Source organism: Arenibacter aquaticus (assembly GCF_003957295.1).
GTDB lineage: Bacteria > Bacteroidota > Bacteroidia > Flavobacteriales > Flavobacteriaceae > Arenibacter > Arenibacter aquaticus.
Genome location: NZ_RQPJ01000014.1, coordinates 243137 through 259878, shown reverse-complemented (window position 1 = coordinate 259878; position 16742 = coordinate 243137). Strand labels below are relative to the sequence as shown.

Sequence of the window (16742 nt, the reverse complement as noted above, 5' to 3'; positions counted from 1 at the left end):
GATTGGAATCGTTGTCAAAATAACCTATTATTCCTATGGGATAATAAGTTTAAAAGAGTTTAAAAATTATATTGAATAAAAAAATAAAAGAAACATGCGCACTTTCAGATCAGAAGTGGAAAACCCGGTTGTAGAACAGGATATAATTGCTTTAGAGGCTAAGATCCGTGAATTTCAAGGGGGGAGTTTGGACGAGGAGAAATTTCGTAGTCTACGATTGGCCAGAGGTATATATGGTCAGAGGCAACCTGGGGTTCAAATGATCCGAATTAAGTTGCCTTATGGGAAAGTTAGTGCTCAGCAGCTAAGAAGGATTTGTGATGTTTCCGAAGAATATTCTACTGGGCGTCTTCATATTACTACCCGTCAGGATATACAAATACACTATGTGGATATAAACCGCACCCCGGAATTGTGGGCGCAGTTAGAGCAGGATGATATCACCATTAGGGAAGCTTGTGGAAATACGGTGCGTAATGTAACGGCCAGTGAAACTGCAGGGATAGATGTGAACGAGCCCTTTGATGTTTCTCCGTATGCCCACGCTCTTTTTCAATACTTTTTAAGAAACCCTATCAGTCAGGAAATGGGAAGGAAATTTAAGGTTTCCTTTTCGGCCTCTGATCAGGATACCGGGCTTTCTTACATGCACGATCTTGGATTTATTGCCAAGGTGCAAAATGGCGTGCCTGGCTTTAAGGTGTTGTTGGGTGGTGGATTAGGTTCCCAACCTAGGCATGCCGATGAACTTTACTCCTTTCTTCCCAGCGAAAAGATTATTCCATTGATGGAAGGTGTGGTGCGTGTTTTTGATCGATATGGAGAGCGAAAAAGTAGGGCAAAGGCCAGAATGAAATTTTTGATCAAGGATATTGGCCTGGACGGATTTAAGCAATTGTTGGAAGAAGAGCAGTTGGCTATACCGTTCAAAAGTTTTGTAATTGATGCAGAGGCCTATCCAAAAGTTTCGGTAGCTGGGAATGAAGCTCCTGAGGTTACCATCAAGGATGAGCAGGCTTTTAACAAATGGAAAGCTACAAACTTGGTACCCCAAAAGCAGGCTGGATATTTTGCTGTAGGTGTCAAGGTATTATTGGGTGATTTTTATATAGATAAAGCCCGTCAATTGGCAGACCTTGTAGAAAAATATGCGGCAGGCGAAGTTAGATTGACCCTGCGCCAGAATATTTTGATTCCGTATGTGAAGGAGTCATTATTACCTTTCTTTTATCAGGAATTGGAGAAATTGGGCTTTACAGAAATTGGTTATAACACAGCATTGGATATCACTGCATGTCCTGGAACGGATACCTGTAATTTGGGTATAGCCAGTAGTACTGGAATTGCTGAGGAGCTGGAAAGGGTTATAAAGGCCGAATATCCACATTATATTGATAATCCGGATGTGGTTATTAAGATAAGTGGTTGTATGAATGCCTGTGGTCAGCACAATATGGCCAATATTGGTTTTCAGGGAATGTCTGTTAGAACCAAGGACAAATTGGTAGCCCCTGCACTTCAAGTACTGTTGGGTGGAGGTAATCTAGGTGATGGCAATGGTAGGTTTGCAGACAAAGTGGTTAAGATACCAAGTAAAAGGGGGCCAGAGGCATTGAGGGCTATATTGAACGACTATGATGCCAATGGAAATGGAGTACCTTTTGTAGAGTACTATGAAGAAAAAGGCCAAATGTATTTTTATGATTTCCTAAAGCCATTATCCGATGTTGATAATTTAACGGCTTCTGATTTTGTTGATTGGGGAAATACGGAGAAATATGAAAAAGCAATTGGTGTAGGGGAATGTGCCGGTGTGGTCATTGATTTGATAGCCACCTTGTTGTTTGATAGTGAGGAAAAAATTGCAACGGCAAAACTAAATCTGGAAGATGGTAAATGGGCAGCTAGTATTTACCATTCCTATTCTTCCATGGTGAATACGGCCAAGGCTTTGTTAACAGCAGAAAAAACAAAGGTCAATACCCATATAGGTATTATTAAGGATTTTGATAAGATTTTTGTGGAAACGGGCAAGTTTGAGTTGGAGCATAGTTTTGAGGAAATGGCGCTTCAATTAAATAGGAACCAACCATCTGAGTCCTTTGCAAAATCCTATTTGCAGGACGCTGAAGCGTTTTTGAATAAGGTAGAAGCGCATAGGGCGGCAGAATTGACTTCCATATAATAGTATGATAAAAGACATTGACAATACACGTAATAATTCCATCACAGCGGAATGTGGTTTTGTTTCCTTTGGGAAAAGTCAAGGCCAATTGACCGTTGTGGGTGCCGGACCTGGTGATGTGGAGTTGATAACCTTGAAGGCTATAAAGGCCCTTAAGGCCGCGGATGTGGTATTGTACGATGCCTTGGTGGATACCTCTTTATTGGATTATGCGCCCCAGGCCGAACTAATATTTGTGGGCAAAAGAAAAGGTTGCTACGTCTATCAGCAGGAGCAAATTAATGAGCTCATTGTAAACAGGGCAGCGAAAAATGCCCATGTAGTAAGGTTAAAAGGTGGAGACCCTTTTGTATTTGGAAGGGGAGCCGAGGAAATGGAATACGCGGCAAGCAAGGGTCTTAAAGTGGCCATGGTTCCGGGAATATCATCCTCGGTAGCTGTACCGGCCTCCCAGCAAATTCCAGTAACCAAAAGAGGGGCCGCCGAAAGTTTTTGGGTAATTACCGGTACCACCAAAAACCATGAGCTATCTTCAGATGTGGCCTTGGCTGCCAAGTCTAATGCTACCGTTGTCATCTTAATGGGAATGGGAAAATTGGGCGAGATTGTAGCCTTGTTCAAAAATGAAGGGAAATCAAAAAAGCCCATAGCCATTATTCAGAACGGTACGCGTAAAAACGAGAAAATAGGTGTTGGTACAATAGGGACCATAGAGGAAGTAGTTGCGAAAAAGCAATTGAGCAACCCGGCGATAATAATTATAGGGGAGGTGGTAGAACACCGAGGGCAACTATTGCAGTATACAGAAGCCATAAATAAACAAAGTGCAGGCTAAATTTGCCTCAGCATAAGAAGAAAACAGCCTTGGTAAAGGGTTTTATATAAATTAGGAATTAATCAAAGTAGTATGATAAAGACAGATATACTTATAATTGGAGCAGGTCCAACAGGTTTGTTCACGGTTTTCGAAGCAGGATTGTTAAAGTTGAAAACGCATTTGATAGATGCTTTGCCACAACCAGGCGGACAGTGTTCGGAAATATATCCTAAAAAACCTATTTATGATATCCCTGCTTTTCCAGAGATATTGGCAGGTGATCTGGTTGATAATCTAATGCAACAAATTAAACCTTTTGAACCTGGTTTTACCTTAGGTGAAAGAGCGGAGACCTTGGAGAAATTAGATGACGGTTCCTTTATTGTTACCACCAACAAGGGGACAAAGCACCACGCTCCTGTAGTGGTCATTGCTGGAGGATTGGGATCTTTTGAGCCTAGAAAACCTTTGATATCCAATATAGGGGATTTTGAAGATAAGGGTGTTGCATACATTATAAAAGACCCAGAAGTGTACAGGGGTAAAAAAGTTGTGATTTCCGGTGGTGGGGATTCGGCCTTGGATTGGGCTATTTTCCTTTCAGACGTGGCTGCCGAAGTATCTTTGGTGCATAGGAGAAATGAATTTAGGGGAGCTTTGGACTCTGTTGAGAAAGCTTCTGAATTGGCGAAATTGGGTAAAATTAAATTATTTACCCAGGCAGAAGTTGTTAAATTGTACGGTGATGATCACTTGGAAGCAGTAGTGGTGAAACACAATGATGAAAGCAAAGGGGAGACCTATGTGGAAGCCGATAATTTTATTCCCTTGTTTGGCCTTTCTCCAAAATTAGGACCTATAGGTGATTGGGGACTGGAGATTGAGAAGAATGCCATAAAGGTGAACAATGCCTATGATTATCAGACCAATATTCCCGGTGTATATGCTATTGGGGACGTGAATACCTATCCTGGTAAGCTAAAATTGATACTTTCCGGTTTTCACGAAGCCGCCGTTATGTGTCAGAGTGCCTACCAATTGATTAATCCAGGAAAGCGTTATGTTATGAAGTATACCACTGTTGGTGGTGTAACCGGATTTGATGGTAGCAAAAAAGAAGCTAAAAAAGAAGTAGTACAGAGTATTATGGCGTAAAGCCGCACAACCTGCCAGGCCTACAACCTGGCAGGTTTTATAAGCTTAATAAGACCCTTGTTCTTAACACCATAGGGCATTAATAAAAAAGCGTGTTTCCTTGCTTTTAAAAGCATTGATCCGTTACTTTGCATTCAGTTCATTATCAAATTGAAACGTTATCAAGAAAGGCGGAGGGACTAGACCCAGTGAAGCCTTAGCAACCCTTTTTCTTTGTCGATAACTATCGGGAGGAAAAAAGAAGGTGCTACGTTCTAATCCTAGGTCGGTTTTTATCATAGTATAATTGGCAGTGGGAATAGATAACAGTGAAAAAGACGCTGGTCTTAGACTTTCCCTTACTTGATTTTTTAAATTTTTATGATACCGATAAATGGGGAGACCTCATTGTATTGGGGTGTCGATTTTTTATTTTTGCCGTTTGTCATTTAGAATGGGGCAGAAAGTATTTTATGATTTGGAGCCTAAGCGGAGCCAAGAAAAATGAAAACTGATATGAAGAATATTCAGGAGGTACTAAAGGAAAGGATTTTGGTGTTGGATGGTGCCATGGGAACCATGTTGCAACGACATAAATTTACAGAGGAAGATTTTAGGGGAGAGAAATTTAAGGATTGGGAGCATCCCTTGCAGGGCAATAACGATTTATTGTCCCTAACCCAACCAGAAGCTATTGCTGAGGTCCATCGTCAATATTTTGCGGCAGGTGCCGATATTGTGGAAACCAATACTTTTTCGAGCACTACTATAGCCATGGCCGATTACCATATGGAAGATTTGATATACGACCTAAACTATGAGTCGGCCCGAATAGCCAAGGCCGTTGCGGATGAATTTACAGCAAAGGAACCCCATAAGCCACGTTTTGTGGCAGGAAGTATAGGGCCCACCAATAAGACAGCAAGTATGTCGCCAGATGTAAACGACCCTGGGTATAGGGGAGTGTCTTTTGATGAATTAAGGCTAGCCTACAAACAGCAGGTAGAGGCGTTATTGGATGGGGGGGCAGATATTCTATTGGTAGAGACCATTTTTGATACCTTAAATGCCAAAGCAGCTTTGTTCGCTATAGAGGAGGTAAAGGAAGAGCGTGGAATAGAGGTGCCCATCATGGTAAGTGGCACTATTACGGATGCATCTGGCAGAACCCTTTCTGGGCAGACCGCGGAGGCTTTCTTGATATCCATAAGCCATATCCCTATTTTATCGGTAGGATTCAATTGTGCATTGGGAGCCGATCAGTTGGTGCCTCATTTGGAAGTATTGTCTGCCAAAACCGAGCATGCCGTTTCTGCTCACCCCAATGCGGGCTTGCCAAATGCCTTTGGCGAGTATGACGAAACACCGGAAGAGATGGCAGCACAGATAAAGGAATATGCAGAAAAGGGGCTGGTAAATATAGTTGGTGGTTGCTGTGGGACCACTCCAGAACATATTAAAGCCATGAGCGATGTAGTAAAAGAATATAGGCCCAGGCCTATCAACACCTTAGAAGAATACCAAGCATGATACCATCCAAGCAGTTGGTCAGGGAAGCGGCAGACCGCATAGCTCCCTTTGTTCATAGGACGCCCGTACTCACATCTCATTTATTGGATGATATATCTGGGGCACACTTGTATTTTAAATGTGAGAATTTCCAGAAAATGGGGGCATTTAAAATGCGTGGGGCCTTAAATGCCATTCAGCAATTGAGCGAGGAACAAAAAAAAGCCGGAGTAGTGACCCACTCTTCTGGTAATTTTGGACAGGCCTTGGCCTTGGCGGCCAAAAACTTAGGGGTAAAGGCTTATATTGTAATGCCTAGCAGTGCCCCGGCCGTAAAAATAGAGGCCGTTAAATCCTATGGGGGAATGGTTAAAATCTCTGGGCCCACCTTGGAATCCAGGGAAAGTGAATCGGCAAAAATAGTAAGGGAAAAGGGGGCTACCTTCCTCCACCCGTCCAATGATATGAATGTGATAATTGGCCAAGGGACTGCAGCCTATGAACTGCTGCAGGACCAGCCAGGTCTAGACTTTGTCCTTACTCCTGTTGGGGGAGGTGGACTCCTAGGTGGGACGGCCCTATACGCCCATTACTACGGTAGTGAGTGCAAAGTTGTGGGGGCTGAGCCCTATGAGGTGGACGATGCCTATAGGTCACTGAAGAGTGGAAAAATTGAGATTAATACCTCTACCAATACTATTGCAGACGGACTAAAAACCAATTTGGGGGATAAGAACTTCCCCATTATTAAAAAAATGGTCAGCAATATAATCAGGGTAGAGGAAGAAGAGATTATTGCGGCCATGCAGTTAATATGGGAACGGATGAAACTGGTTGTAGAGCCATCCAGCGCAGTTCCATTGGCAGCTGTTTTAAGGGAGAAAGAACAGTTTAATGACAAAAAAGTGGGCATTATACTCTCCGGAGGTAATGTGGATTTAACAAAATTACCGTTCTAGTTTCCGTTCGGGATTAGGGTTATGGTTTATATTTAATACATGGATAATAATAAGGAGCAACATAATACAAAACGATTTTTAAAACTCTCCGGGCTAGAGCCATTAGTGATTACCCCGGAAAGTAATTTCGTTAATGTGGGAGAGCGTACCAATGTAGCAGGTTCCAAAAAATTCCTGAGATTGATCAAGGAGGACAAGTATGAGGAGGCCTTGGATATAGCTAGGGAACAGGTTGAAGGCGGGGCCCAGATCATAGATGTTAATATGGACGATGGTCTTATTGATGGAAAAGAGGCCATGGTTAAGTTTTTGAACCTAATTGTTGCGGAGCCGGATATTGCCAGGGTACCCATAATGATAGATAGCTCCAAGTGGGAGATTATTGAGGCCGGTTTACAAGTGGTACAGGGCAAATGCGTGGTAAACTCCATTAGTTTAAAGGAAGGAGAGGAAGAATTTATTCGTCATGCCAAACTTATCAGAAGATATGGTGCTGCCGTTATTGTTATGGCCTTTGATGAGGTAGGGCAGGCGGATACCTATGAAAGACGTTTGGAGATTAGCAAACGCTCCTATGATATCTTAACAGAAAAGGTAGGGTTTCCCCCCGAGGATATCATTTTTGACCTAAACGTTTTCCCCGTTGCTACGGGTATGGAGGAGCATAAATTAAATGCCTTGGATTTTATTAGAGCTACCGCATGGGTAAAAGAAAATTTACCTTTTTGCAGTGTAAGTGGCGGGGTTAGTAACGTGTCCTTTAGTTTTAGGGGCAATAACCCGGTTCGGGAGGCCATGCATTCGGTATTTCTTTATCATGCCATTAAGGCCGGTATGAACATGGGAATTGTAAACCCCAGTATGTTGGAGGTTTATGATGATATTCCCAAGGACCTATTGGAATATGTAGAAGACGTTATCCTTAATAGAAGGGATGATGCCACGGAGCGCCTATTGGATTTTGCCGAATCGGTAGTAGGGAAGGCCAAGGAAAATAAGGTGGATCTGTCTTGGAGGGAAGAGCCCTTGCAGGATAGGATTACCCGGGCATTGGTAAAGGGATTGGATCAATACATTACCGAAGATGTGGAAGAGGCCCGTTTAAGTGTTGAGGCACCCATAGAGGTTATAGAAGGTCATTTGATGACCGGAATGAATGTAGTGGGAGACCTGTTTCAGAGTGGTAAGATGTTCTTGCCACAGGTGGTAAAATCTGCCAGGGTCATGAAGAAGGCGGTAGCCTATCTTTTGCCCTTTATAGAAGAGGAAAAACTAAAAAATCCCCTGCCCGAGGGAGGTAGCTCGGCAGCCGGAAAAATATTGATGGCCACCGTAAAGGGAGATGTACATGATATTGGCAAGAATATAGTTAGTGTGGTGCTTGCCTGTAACAATTATGAGATTGTGGATTTGGGCGTTATGGTGCCGCCCGAAAAAATAATTAATACCGCTAAGGAGGAGAATGTAGATATTATTGGTCTAAGCGGACTTATTACGCCTTCCTTGGATGAAATGGTCTTTTTGGCCAAGGAAATGGAACGGCAGAATTTTACGGTTCCCTTGCTCATTGGTGGGGCAACCACCAGTAAGGCGCATACAGCCGTTAAGATAGACCCCCAATATAAAAGTGCCGTAGTGCATGTAAATGACGCCTCTAGGGCGGTAACGGTGGTTGGGGATCTCTTGCAAAAAGAGGTTTCAAAGAAGTACAAGGAAAGTATAAAATTGGATTATGCCGACTTTAGGCAAAAATTCCTAAACAGGGGCAAACATAAGGAGTACTTGACCCTTTTGGAGGCCAGGGAAAATAAATATCAACTGGATTGGACCAAAGCCAATATTGTAAAACCCAATACTTTGGGCATACAGATGATAGAGGAAATGGATTTGGAAAAACTGGTGCCCTACATAGACTGGTCCCCATTTTTTAGAAGTTGGGAACTACACGGCAAATATCCAGATATTTTGGAGGATGATGTGGTAGGGGAGCAGGCCAAGGAACTCTTTGCAGATGCCAAGCAAATGATGCAAAAAGTATTGGATAAAAAACTGTTCCAAGCAAGGGCTATTTTTGGACTGTTTCCGGCCAATACAATTAATGAGGATGATATTTCCTTGGAGCACGATGGGGAGGAATATATATTTAGGACCCTAAGGCAACAGACAAAAAAATATGCTGGCAAGCCCAATTTTGCCTTGTCGGATTTTATAGCCCCCAAGGATAGTGGTATACAGGATTATATAGGTTGTTTCTGTGTATCGGCCGGATTTGGAGCCGATGAATTGGCCGATAGTTATCGCAAAAATCTGGATGATTATAACAGTATCCTGGTCAAGGCACTTGCCGATAGGTTTGCCGAGGCCTTTGCAGAATACCTCCACAAAGAAGTGCGGACACAGCATTGGGGGTATGCCGCAGATGAGGTGCTGAGCAATGAAGAATTGATAAAAGAAACCTATAAGGGAATAAGGCCAGCACCTGGTTACCCGGCTTGTCCGGACCACTTGGAGAAATTAACGATCTGGGACTTATTGAAGGTTAAGGAAAATATAGGGGTGGAGTTGACGGATAGTTTGGCCATGTGGCCAGCGGCCAGTGTTAGTGGTTATTATTTTGGGAACGAAGAAGCAAGGTACTTTGGCCTGGGCAAGATAAAGGAAGATCAGGTGGCCGATTTTGCAGATCGGAAAAACATTGCCTTGGAGGAGGCCAGCAAGTGGTTGGCACCCAATATTGCGGATGAATAGCCAGAACCATAGGGCCTGTCAAGATTGAAAGCGGACCAGCAGGGAGAAGTAGACCTGCAAGGTTTTTAAAACCTTGTAGGTCTAGAACAACCAAGATTACGAAGGGCTACAATCCTTGTAATATGCAGGGAACAATAAAACTGGAACGTATAGGGAGATGGTGGCTTTCTGCAATAGGGATAGGAACGGCATCTTTTTTATGTACTTTACATAAAAAAATACAGTGGATAGCCCGGCCCCGACCCCGATGGATACAGAGGGGATGGGGAATGCCAAAATAGAATAAAATAGAATTTATAATATAAACCAAATATGGGCCTTACCGTATGGGGAGGACTTAGGGAGAAGCGATGAAAGTAACAGAACACATAAAAAATGCCAAGGGAAAGACATTGTTTTCCTTTGAGATCATACCACCTTTAAAGGGTAGGAGTATTCAGGAACTCTATGATAATATAGATCCCTTAATGGAGTTTAACCCCCCATTTATTGATGTCACTACCTCCCGTGAGGAGTATGTTTATATTGAGCGGGATGGGTTGCTAGATAAAAAACTTACCCGTATGAGGCCGGGTACTGTTGGTATTTGTGCCTCCATACAGCACAAGTATAAGGTAGATACCGTACCCCACCTTCTATGTGGTGGTTTTACCAAGGAGGAAACAGAGTATGTATTGGTAGATTGCCAATATCTGGGAATTGAAAATGTGATGGCACTGCGTGGCGATGCCATGAAAGGGGAACAATATTTTAGTCCCACCAAGGGAGGGCATTGCTATGCCTCGGATTTGGTTAAGCAGATATACGCCTTAAACTGTGGTAGTTACTTGCATGACAGGGTAGAGATGGTGAACAAGGCCAATTTTTGTATTGGGGTGGCCGGCTACCCGGAAAAACACTTGGAAGCACCGTCCCTGACAACCGACCTTAAGCGGTTGAAGGAAAAGGTAGATGCCGGTGCGGACTATGTGGTGACCCAAATGTTTTTTGACAATCAGCGTTATTTTGAATTTGTGGAAGCTGCAAGGGAAATGGGGATCAATGTACCCATTATTCCCGGTATTAAGCCAATTGCGGTAAAACGGCATTTACAGTTGTTGCCACAGGTGTTCAAGATAGATTTGCCTCAGGATTTGATAGATGCTGTGGATGATTGCTCCAATAATGCTGCGGTAAGACAGGTGGGAATAGAATGGGCCATTCAGCAATCCAAGGAATTAAAGGAGGCAGGAGTTCCCGTATTACATTATTATTCCATGGGAAAATCGGACAATGTAGAGGCTATTGCAAAAGGTGTGTTCTAAAGGATTTTAGACGTAATTTGTCCGGTAGAGTATATGGCAGGGTGTTGTTTTGTAACGCCCTGTTTTAATTTTTCCGTACATTTGCTCCCCATGAACCTAAGGCTATTTCTTATAGGCTGTTTCCTTACAGCTCTTTGCTTTTCACAAGACCGTAAAGAAACCAAAAGGTACACCTTGGACGTTAGTCAGTACAATGGTTCCGTACTCTTGCACAATCCGGATATCTCCCATTTAATTACCCATCACCCAGCAGGTGTTATAATAGGTTTTAATAAAAAGACCTATGGGGACGAGGAGTGGCATCAATGGTATAACTATCCCGATACGGGATTTTCTTTCATATACCAGAATATGAACAATAGTACATTGGGGGAGAATTATGGGGTCTATGCACATTACAACTTTTATTTGTTTAAGCGTAACCTACAATTTAGGTTGGGGCAGGGGATAGCCTATAATACCAATCCCTTTGATAAGGAAAAGAATTTTAGGAACAACGCCTACGGCTCCCATTTGCTGAGTTCTACCTATTTGATGCTTAACTATCACAAGGAAAATATTTTTCATGGTTTGGGGCTAAAAGCGGGTGTTTCCCTGATTCATTATTCCAATGCCAATGTTACGGCCCCCAATACCTCTACCAATACCATGGCCCTTAACCTGGGGCTTACCTATGACTTGGACGGCGGTAGGGAAGTTGATTATATAAGTTCCGAAAAGATACAGCGAATAGAGCCTTTTAGGTACAATCTGGCATTTAGAACAGGAGTAAATGAAAGTGATGTAGTGGATTCTGGGCAGTATACCTTTTATATTTTATCGGCCTATGTGGACAAACGACTTAGCAGGAGAAGTGCGCTACAATTGGGTGCCGACCTTTACTTTTCCAACTTTCTTAAGGAATTGATACGCTACCAGTCCGTTGCCTTCCCCGAGTATGGCGTGCAAGCGGATGACGACTATAAAAGGGCGGGCATTTTTGTGGGCCATGAACTTTTTATCAATAAAATGTCGGTACTAACGCAATTGGGCTATTATGTGTATTACCCCTTTGATTTTGAAGGAAGGGTTTATAATAGAATTGGGTTGAAGCGTTATTTTTCCGATAAAATCTATGGTGCGGTAACCTTAAAATCGCACGGGGCCAAGGCCGAAGCAGTTGAAGTAGGAGTGGGAGTGAGGCTGTAAGGGGAACCATGGAATGAGGACAGTGGTCCCGGAGAAAGGGATAATACAAGGAACAGTTGGTATAACCTTAAAGGGTTGGTATAAAATTTTTTTATTAGGGACAATTATAGGTAATTAAGAATATGAACTTCACATTGGGTATGAAGGGTGTAAAATTAAGTAAGGGCGACATATTTAGGAAAGTTATAAATTACTTTCCTCTTCTAGCCCTGTCCTTTTTGTTCCTGAATTGCAATAGCGAAAATGCGCCGGATTGCTTCCAAAATGCCGGTCGTATTGAAAAAGAAATAGTAGAGCTGCCCGATTTCAACAAGATTACGGTCTATGAAAATGTACAGCTAGTGGTAAAGCAAGGCGATGCTATTGTTGTAGAGCTGGAAACCGGGGCTTATTTACGCAATGAGGTAGAGCTTTCCGTGGAGGAAGGCAGACTATTGTTGCGTGATACCAATAACTGTAACTTTACCCGTGACTACGGATTGACCAAAGTGTATGTCACAGCCCCCAATATTACGGAAATAAGGAGTAGTACCGGTTTAGATATTACAAGTGAGGGAGTCTTGGCATTTCCCAGTCTTTCCCTTATATCTGAAAGTTTTAACGATCCGGATGCCGGCTATACCAGCGGGGCTTTTAAATTGGAGTTGGATACCCAAAGCCTTTCTATTGTCTCCAATGGCATCTCCTATTACAGCTTAAAGGGCAGCACCGACAATTTTAGTATAATCTTTGCTTCAGGAGATTCCCGTTTGGAAGCAGAAGCCTTGATTGCCAAAAATATTAGTTTAAACCACCGGGGATCCAATGACATTTTGGTAAACCCCCAGGAATCCCTGAAGGGAGTTTTACGCGGTACGGGCGATTTGGTAAGTATTTCAAGGCCACCAGTGGTTGAAGTGGAACAGCTATATAAAGGGAAGCTTATTTTTAAAGATTAGCACTGCTTTGCTTTATAGGATGATGGCTGCCAAGGTGGGATAGGGAAGTTAAAAGATTTTGTTTAGATTGCAGTACGCAGTATTGCCATATGAGGTAGTGGTTGCCCGGCGGGCCAAAGAATTCTTTTTTATTAGATCCCCATGAATCCAATTCTTACATATCTTAAGGGTTTATTTGCCTCCCAGCGTATACTGGGAGCAGATGGGAGTACAATGGGAAAAGTTAGGGCAGATCACAAACTACAACAACTGATAAATGATGGCCGTATCCCTGGGTTGGCGATTACGGTTTTAAAGAAAGGCGGTGTCTATTTTCAAAAAGGGTATGGCTATGCCGACTTGGAGAAAGGTACGTTAGTAGACCCCCAAAGGACAATATTTAGGGTGGCCAGTGTATCCAAGCCAATTTCTGCGGCCGCCTTGGCGGCGATGGTGGAGAGCCATGGGTTGGATCTCAACGCCTCCATATATGATTATGTGCCTTTTTTTCCAAAGAAGCAATTTGATATTACTATACGCCAATTGGCAGGGCATACTGCAGGAATAAGAGGGTATAGGGGTTGTGAATACGGATTAAATAGGCCTTTGACCATAGAGGAGGGCCTGGAGCTATTTAAGGACGACCCCCTACTGTTTGAGCCGGGAAAGGGATTTCTCTATAATAGTTATGGCTGGGTATTGATTTCCCTGGCCATGCAAGAGGTCAGCGGTATTCCTTTTGCAGACTATGTTAGGGAAAAGGTATTGGAGCCTTATGGGATGAAAGACACCTTTACGGAAAAACAGGCTAAGAATAATGTTCATTGTACATCTTTTTACTCAAGAAAAAAAGAAGGCTTTAGAAAGGCTATTCCCGTAAATAACCATTACAAATTGGCCGGAGGGGGGTATTTGTCCACTTCTTCAGATATAGCACGTTTTGGACAGGCCTGTTTGGATATTTCAGCAAGGGGAAGTGGGACATGGTCCCAATTCCTAACTGCCCAAACTGTAAAGGGTGAGTCTACCCATTACGGACTGGGTTGGGAGGTAAGCAAGGATGCCAAGGGCAGGTCTTTTTTTGGACATATTGGTAATGGGGTTGGTGGTTATGCTGTGTTTTATGTGTATCCGGAACAGGATATGGTTTTTTCTATAATGATAAATTGTACCAATCCAGGGGTTCGTGAGGATTTGGTATTAGTGGTGGACGAACTTCTAAAATGACCATAGGACGGTTAACAAAAAAAATAACGGGAAGACCCCATTGGTTTATAGAGGTGATAGTGCTTTTTTAGCCTATTGGAATGGAGGTTCATAATTTTTTATAACCGTTAACACAAGGAAAAAAAAGTTAAATTGGTCTAAGGTTTTAAGTAGAACAACTATGTAATGACTTCTATGGTAACGCTAGTTGCGGCAAATATGATAAGGTATAGGTTAAGGGGAATACTATTTACCGTAGTGGTGTTAATAGGGGCTTCTGTTTGTAAGGCTAACCTATGGGAGAAAGATATAAGCAGAGTAATGCTGAGTGCTGCAGTGCCGCAACATTTGTCAGGTACTTCCCCGACTACCAAAGGAAAAGAACAGTCTGTAAAATTTATAGAAAAAGAGTTACGGTACTATGCCCCTGAGGCTGGATCGGTGAGTATAGTGTGGAAATCAGGAAACCATACCCTTGAGGAAGCTATGAGCTGGAACGACCACACTGGGCGGGTTAAAAGTTTTTTGCAAAATTCTATGCTCCTAGAGCAGGATACCTTTAAGATACGGTTAAGAATTCCTTTAGGAAGTAGTTTTGAGTATTTGTTTTGGATTTCCAAAAATGCCCAAGGACATTACCAAGATCATTGGGATAGCCATTCAGGGGGTAGAATGGTAGTTTCTGATGCCTCACCTATTTTGAAAGAGGCTCAATACGTTAAAAGGATAGATAATAAGAAATCCCAAATTGTAGCACGGGGGTGGATGCTACTTCTTGTATTGTTAGGGGTGTATGGGTTGTTGTGGGGACTAAGGAATAGGATGTTAATTACCAATAGTGCGGTTGATAAACGAGGAGCAATTATATCCATGGGCTTAAGCCTGTTATTATTTCATGCACTTGCGAGGTCTGAAATAGTAGGTGTAGATCCTAGATATATTTTTAAAAGTCCTAGCTTAATATTAAGGATTGTCAAGGCGGGATTTGAAGATTTTATATATGTTATAGGTCTTGTATTGTTGTTTGGAATATTGGAGAGGTGGAGCAGGGGTATAAGACTAAAAAACACTGTATATGGAATTTTTGTCTTTTTGGTGATATTGTCTACTTTGGTTGCCTATACCAATATTAGTACGGTAGTATATCTGGGAAAACCATTTAATTATCAATGGTTTTATTATTCGGACTTTTTGGGTAGTGATGATGCCACAAATGCCTTGCAAGAAAATTTATCCCTTAAAATATTGGCCAATTTAATGGCATTTTGTCTTTCCGTTTTTATTCTGTCCAAAATTCTATACCTGTCCTATCAATTGATCTCAGTGCCACGGCGGGTAAAATACTTTGTTGTGCCCTTATCTTTTATGGCGGTAATACTTTTATTTAATCGCGCCTATAGAGTAGAGGGTACATGGAGCAAGGGGCAGTCACAGAATGCTGTAATTGCCTTTGTCCATTCCATTTTTTCATCTTCTACCGAAGCTTCTTTTTTTTCGGCCATTCTTCCTGAGGGGACGTCGGAATTTAGTCCTACAGAAGGGACACCCATAGTTAATGTTGGGAAACCGGAAAATAAAAGTCATGTTAAAAATGTACTTTTTATTGTTTTGGAATCTGCAGGATCAGTTTATTTGGATGGCTATGGCGGATCTTATCAGCTAACCCCCAATTTAAATAGTTATGAAGATGAGGCCGTACTGTTTACGGACATTTATGCACATGCCCCCGGTACCAATCAATCCCTGGTTTCTATATTAGGGTCTATGTATCCCTATTTATCATATAAAAGTTTAACCAATGAGGCGCCGGATTTTGATCATCCTACCATGTCTTCAATATTAAAGAAAGTGGGATACAGAACATCATTTTTTACTTCAGCCGACCTCAATTTTTTAAGCAGTAATAAATTTTTGGCGAACAGGGGATTGGATCATATAGAAGACTATAGGCGTATTAGTTGTGATGAACAATTTAAACAGGATATTTACGAGGAAGGCAATGGCATAGATGACATATGTCTTTCTGATAGGTTCTTTTCCTGGTTAGATGAAAACTCGTACCAGAATTTTTTTTCCATGATTTGGACAGTCCAAGGACACTATCCTTATTTTTATGCACAGGAAGAGGTAGATTTTGGTGTTGGAGACGTGTATTTTAATAGGTATCTCAACGCCTTAAAACATAACGATGAGCTTATTGGGCAGGTAATGAGAGGACTGGAAAGTCGAGGCCTTGCGGAAACTACCTTAGTAGTGGTTACTGGAGATCATGGGGAAGCCTTTGGGCAGCATGGGCAATACGGTCATGGTTCTTCTATTTACGAAGAAAATCTACGAGTCCCGCTTTATTTTATTAACAGGTCCTTGTTTCATGGAGAGCAGAAGAAAGATATAGGAGGGTTAAAGGATTTGGCAACTACCGTTTTTCCTATCATTAATAAAAATATTCCAGAGGTTTGGCAGGGGAGGGATTTACTTAATACCCATTTCGAAGAAGCTTTTTTCTTTTCCCCTTGGTCGGATTATTTATTTGGATATCGAAAGGGAAATATGAAGTTTATCTTTAATGAGAGTCAGAACATGGTGGAAGCCTATGACCTTAGTACTGATTTTGGTGAAAAAGTAAATTTGTTTTCACCGGACTTAAAAGATGAGGTAAAACACGCTCGAAAAAGGTTGGGTGCTTGGGTGCAATATCAGGATAAATTTGTGAAAGGGATATTAAGAAAAAATGATGATTAGTGACATAAATAGTTTGTTGTACCAGTCTGTGCA

Annotated in this window: 11 protein-coding genes and 1 riboswitch; all 11 genes read left to right on the top strand. The window is 42.1% G+C overall.

Going from position 1 to position 16742, the window contains the following annotated elements; all coding sequences use genetic code 11:
- Positions 1-94: 94 nt before the first annotated feature.
- A complete protein-coding gene (locus EHW67_RS14505) occupies positions 95-2185 on the top strand; it encodes a HEPN domain-containing protein (protein WP_126163099.1) in 2091 nt (696 codons plus the stop codon).
- Between the two features lie 4 nt (positions 2186-2189).
- On the top strand, positions 2190-3020 hold the full coding sequence (gene cobA / locus EHW67_RS14500; RefSeq protein ID WP_126163098.1) for a uroporphyrinogen-III C-methyltransferase: 831 nt from the start codon (positions 2190-2192) through the stop codon (positions 3018-3020).
- 72 nt (positions 3021-3092) lie between these two features.
- On the top strand, positions 3093-4157 hold the full coding sequence (locus tag EHW67_RS14495) for an NAD(P)/FAD-dependent oxidoreductase (RefSeq protein WP_126163097.1): 1065 nt from the start codon (positions 3093-3095) through the stop codon (positions 4155-4157).
- A 155-nt stretch (positions 4158-4312) separates the two neighbouring features.
- A riboswitch (SAM riboswitch) is annotated at positions 4313-4466 on the top strand.
- 186 nt (positions 4467-4652) lie between these two features.
- Positions 4653-5666 (top strand): homocysteine S-methyltransferase family protein, encoded by a 1014-nt coding sequence (locus tag EHW67_RS14490; RefSeq protein ID WP_126163096.1) that lies wholly within the window; start codon positions 4653-4655, stop codon positions 5664-5666.
- On the top strand, positions 5663-6604 hold the full coding sequence (locus tag EHW67_RS14485) for a pyridoxal-phosphate dependent enzyme (protein ID WP_126163095.1): 942 nt from the start codon (positions 5663-5665) through the stop codon (positions 6602-6604). Before EHW67_RS14490 ends, EHW67_RS14485 begins: the two co-directional genes overlap by 4 nt.
- A gap of 39 nt (positions 6605-6643) precedes the next feature.
- Entirely contained in the window at positions 6644-9352 is a 2709-nt protein-coding gene (gene metH / locus EHW67_RS14480) for a methionine synthase (RefSeq protein ID WP_126163094.1), read from the top strand.
- Positions 9353-9702: 350 nt separating this feature from the next.
- Positions 9703-10656: a methylenetetrahydrofolate reductase [NAD(P)H] gene (gene metF / locus EHW67_RS14475; RefSeq protein ID WP_126163093.1), complete on the top strand. Its 954-nt coding sequence runs from the start codon at positions 9703-9705 to the stop codon at positions 10654-10656.
- Between the two features lie 90 nt (positions 10657-10746).
- Positions 10747-11844, top strand: coding sequence for an acyloxyacyl hydrolase (locus tag EHW67_RS14470; protein ID WP_126163092.1), 1098 nt, complete (start codon positions 10747-10749; stop codon positions 11842-11844).
- Positions 11845-11966: 122 nt separating this feature from the next.
- On the top strand, positions 11967-12782 hold the full coding sequence (locus EHW67_RS14465) for a head GIN domain-containing protein (protein ID WP_238389951.1): 816 nt from the start codon (positions 11967-11969) through the stop codon (positions 12780-12782).
- Between the two features lie 141 nt (positions 12783-12923).
- Positions 12924-13988 carry a serine hydrolase domain-containing protein gene (locus EHW67_RS14460; RefSeq protein ID WP_126163091.1) on the top strand — a complete coding sequence of 355 codons (1065 nt, stop codon included), beginning with the start codon at positions 12924-12926 and terminating at the stop codon, positions 13986-13988.
- A gap of 165 nt (positions 13989-14153) precedes the next feature.
- A complete protein-coding gene (locus tag EHW67_RS14455; RefSeq protein WP_126163090.1) occupies positions 14154-16709 on the top strand; it encodes an LTA synthase family protein in 2556 nt (851 codons plus the stop codon).
- Positions 16710-16742: the final 33 nt, after the last annotated feature.

Bases quoted from the DNA above. Each gene is read 5' to 3' on its own strand.
- EHW67_RS14465 (WP_238389951.1), top strand. From the start codon at position 11,967: ATGAACTTCACATTGGGTATGAAGGGTGTAAAATTAAGTAAGGGCGAC.
- EHW67_RS14460 (WP_126163091.1), top strand. From the start codon at position 12,924: ATGAATCCAATTCTTACATATCTTAAGGGTTTATTTGCCTCCCAGCGT.
- EHW67_RS14470 (WP_126163092.1), top strand. From the start codon at position 10,747: ATGAACCTAAGGCTATTTCTTATAGGCTGTTTCCTTACAGCTCTTTGC.
- metF (WP_126163093.1), top strand. From the start codon at position 9,703: ATGAAAGTAACAGAACACATAAAAAATGCCAAGGGAAAGACATTGTTT.
- metH (WP_126163094.1), top strand. From the start codon at position 6,644: ATGGATAATAATAAGGAGCAACATAATACAAAACGATTTTTAAAACTC.
- EHW67_RS14455 (WP_126163090.1), top strand. From the start codon at position 14,154: ATGACTTCTATGGTAACGCTAGTTGCGGCAAATATGATAAGGTATAGG.
- EHW67_RS14505 (WP_126163099.1), top strand. From the start codon at position 95: ATGCGCACTTTCAGATCAGAAGTGGAAAACCCGGTTGTAGAACAGGAT.
- EHW67_RS14485 (WP_126163095.1), top strand. From the start codon at position 5,663: ATGATACCATCCAAGCAGTTGGTCAGGGAAGCGGCAGACCGCATAGCT.
- cobA (WP_126163098.1), top strand. From the start codon at position 2,190: ATGATAAAAGACATTGACAATACACGTAATAATTCCATCACAGCGGAA.
- EHW67_RS14490 (WP_126163096.1), top strand. From the start codon at position 4,653: ATGAAGAATATTCAGGAGGTACTAAAGGAAAGGATTTTGGTGTTGGAT.
- EHW67_RS14495 (WP_126163097.1), top strand. From the start codon at position 3,093: ATGATAAAGACAGATATACTTATAATTGGAGCAGGTCCAACAGGTTTG.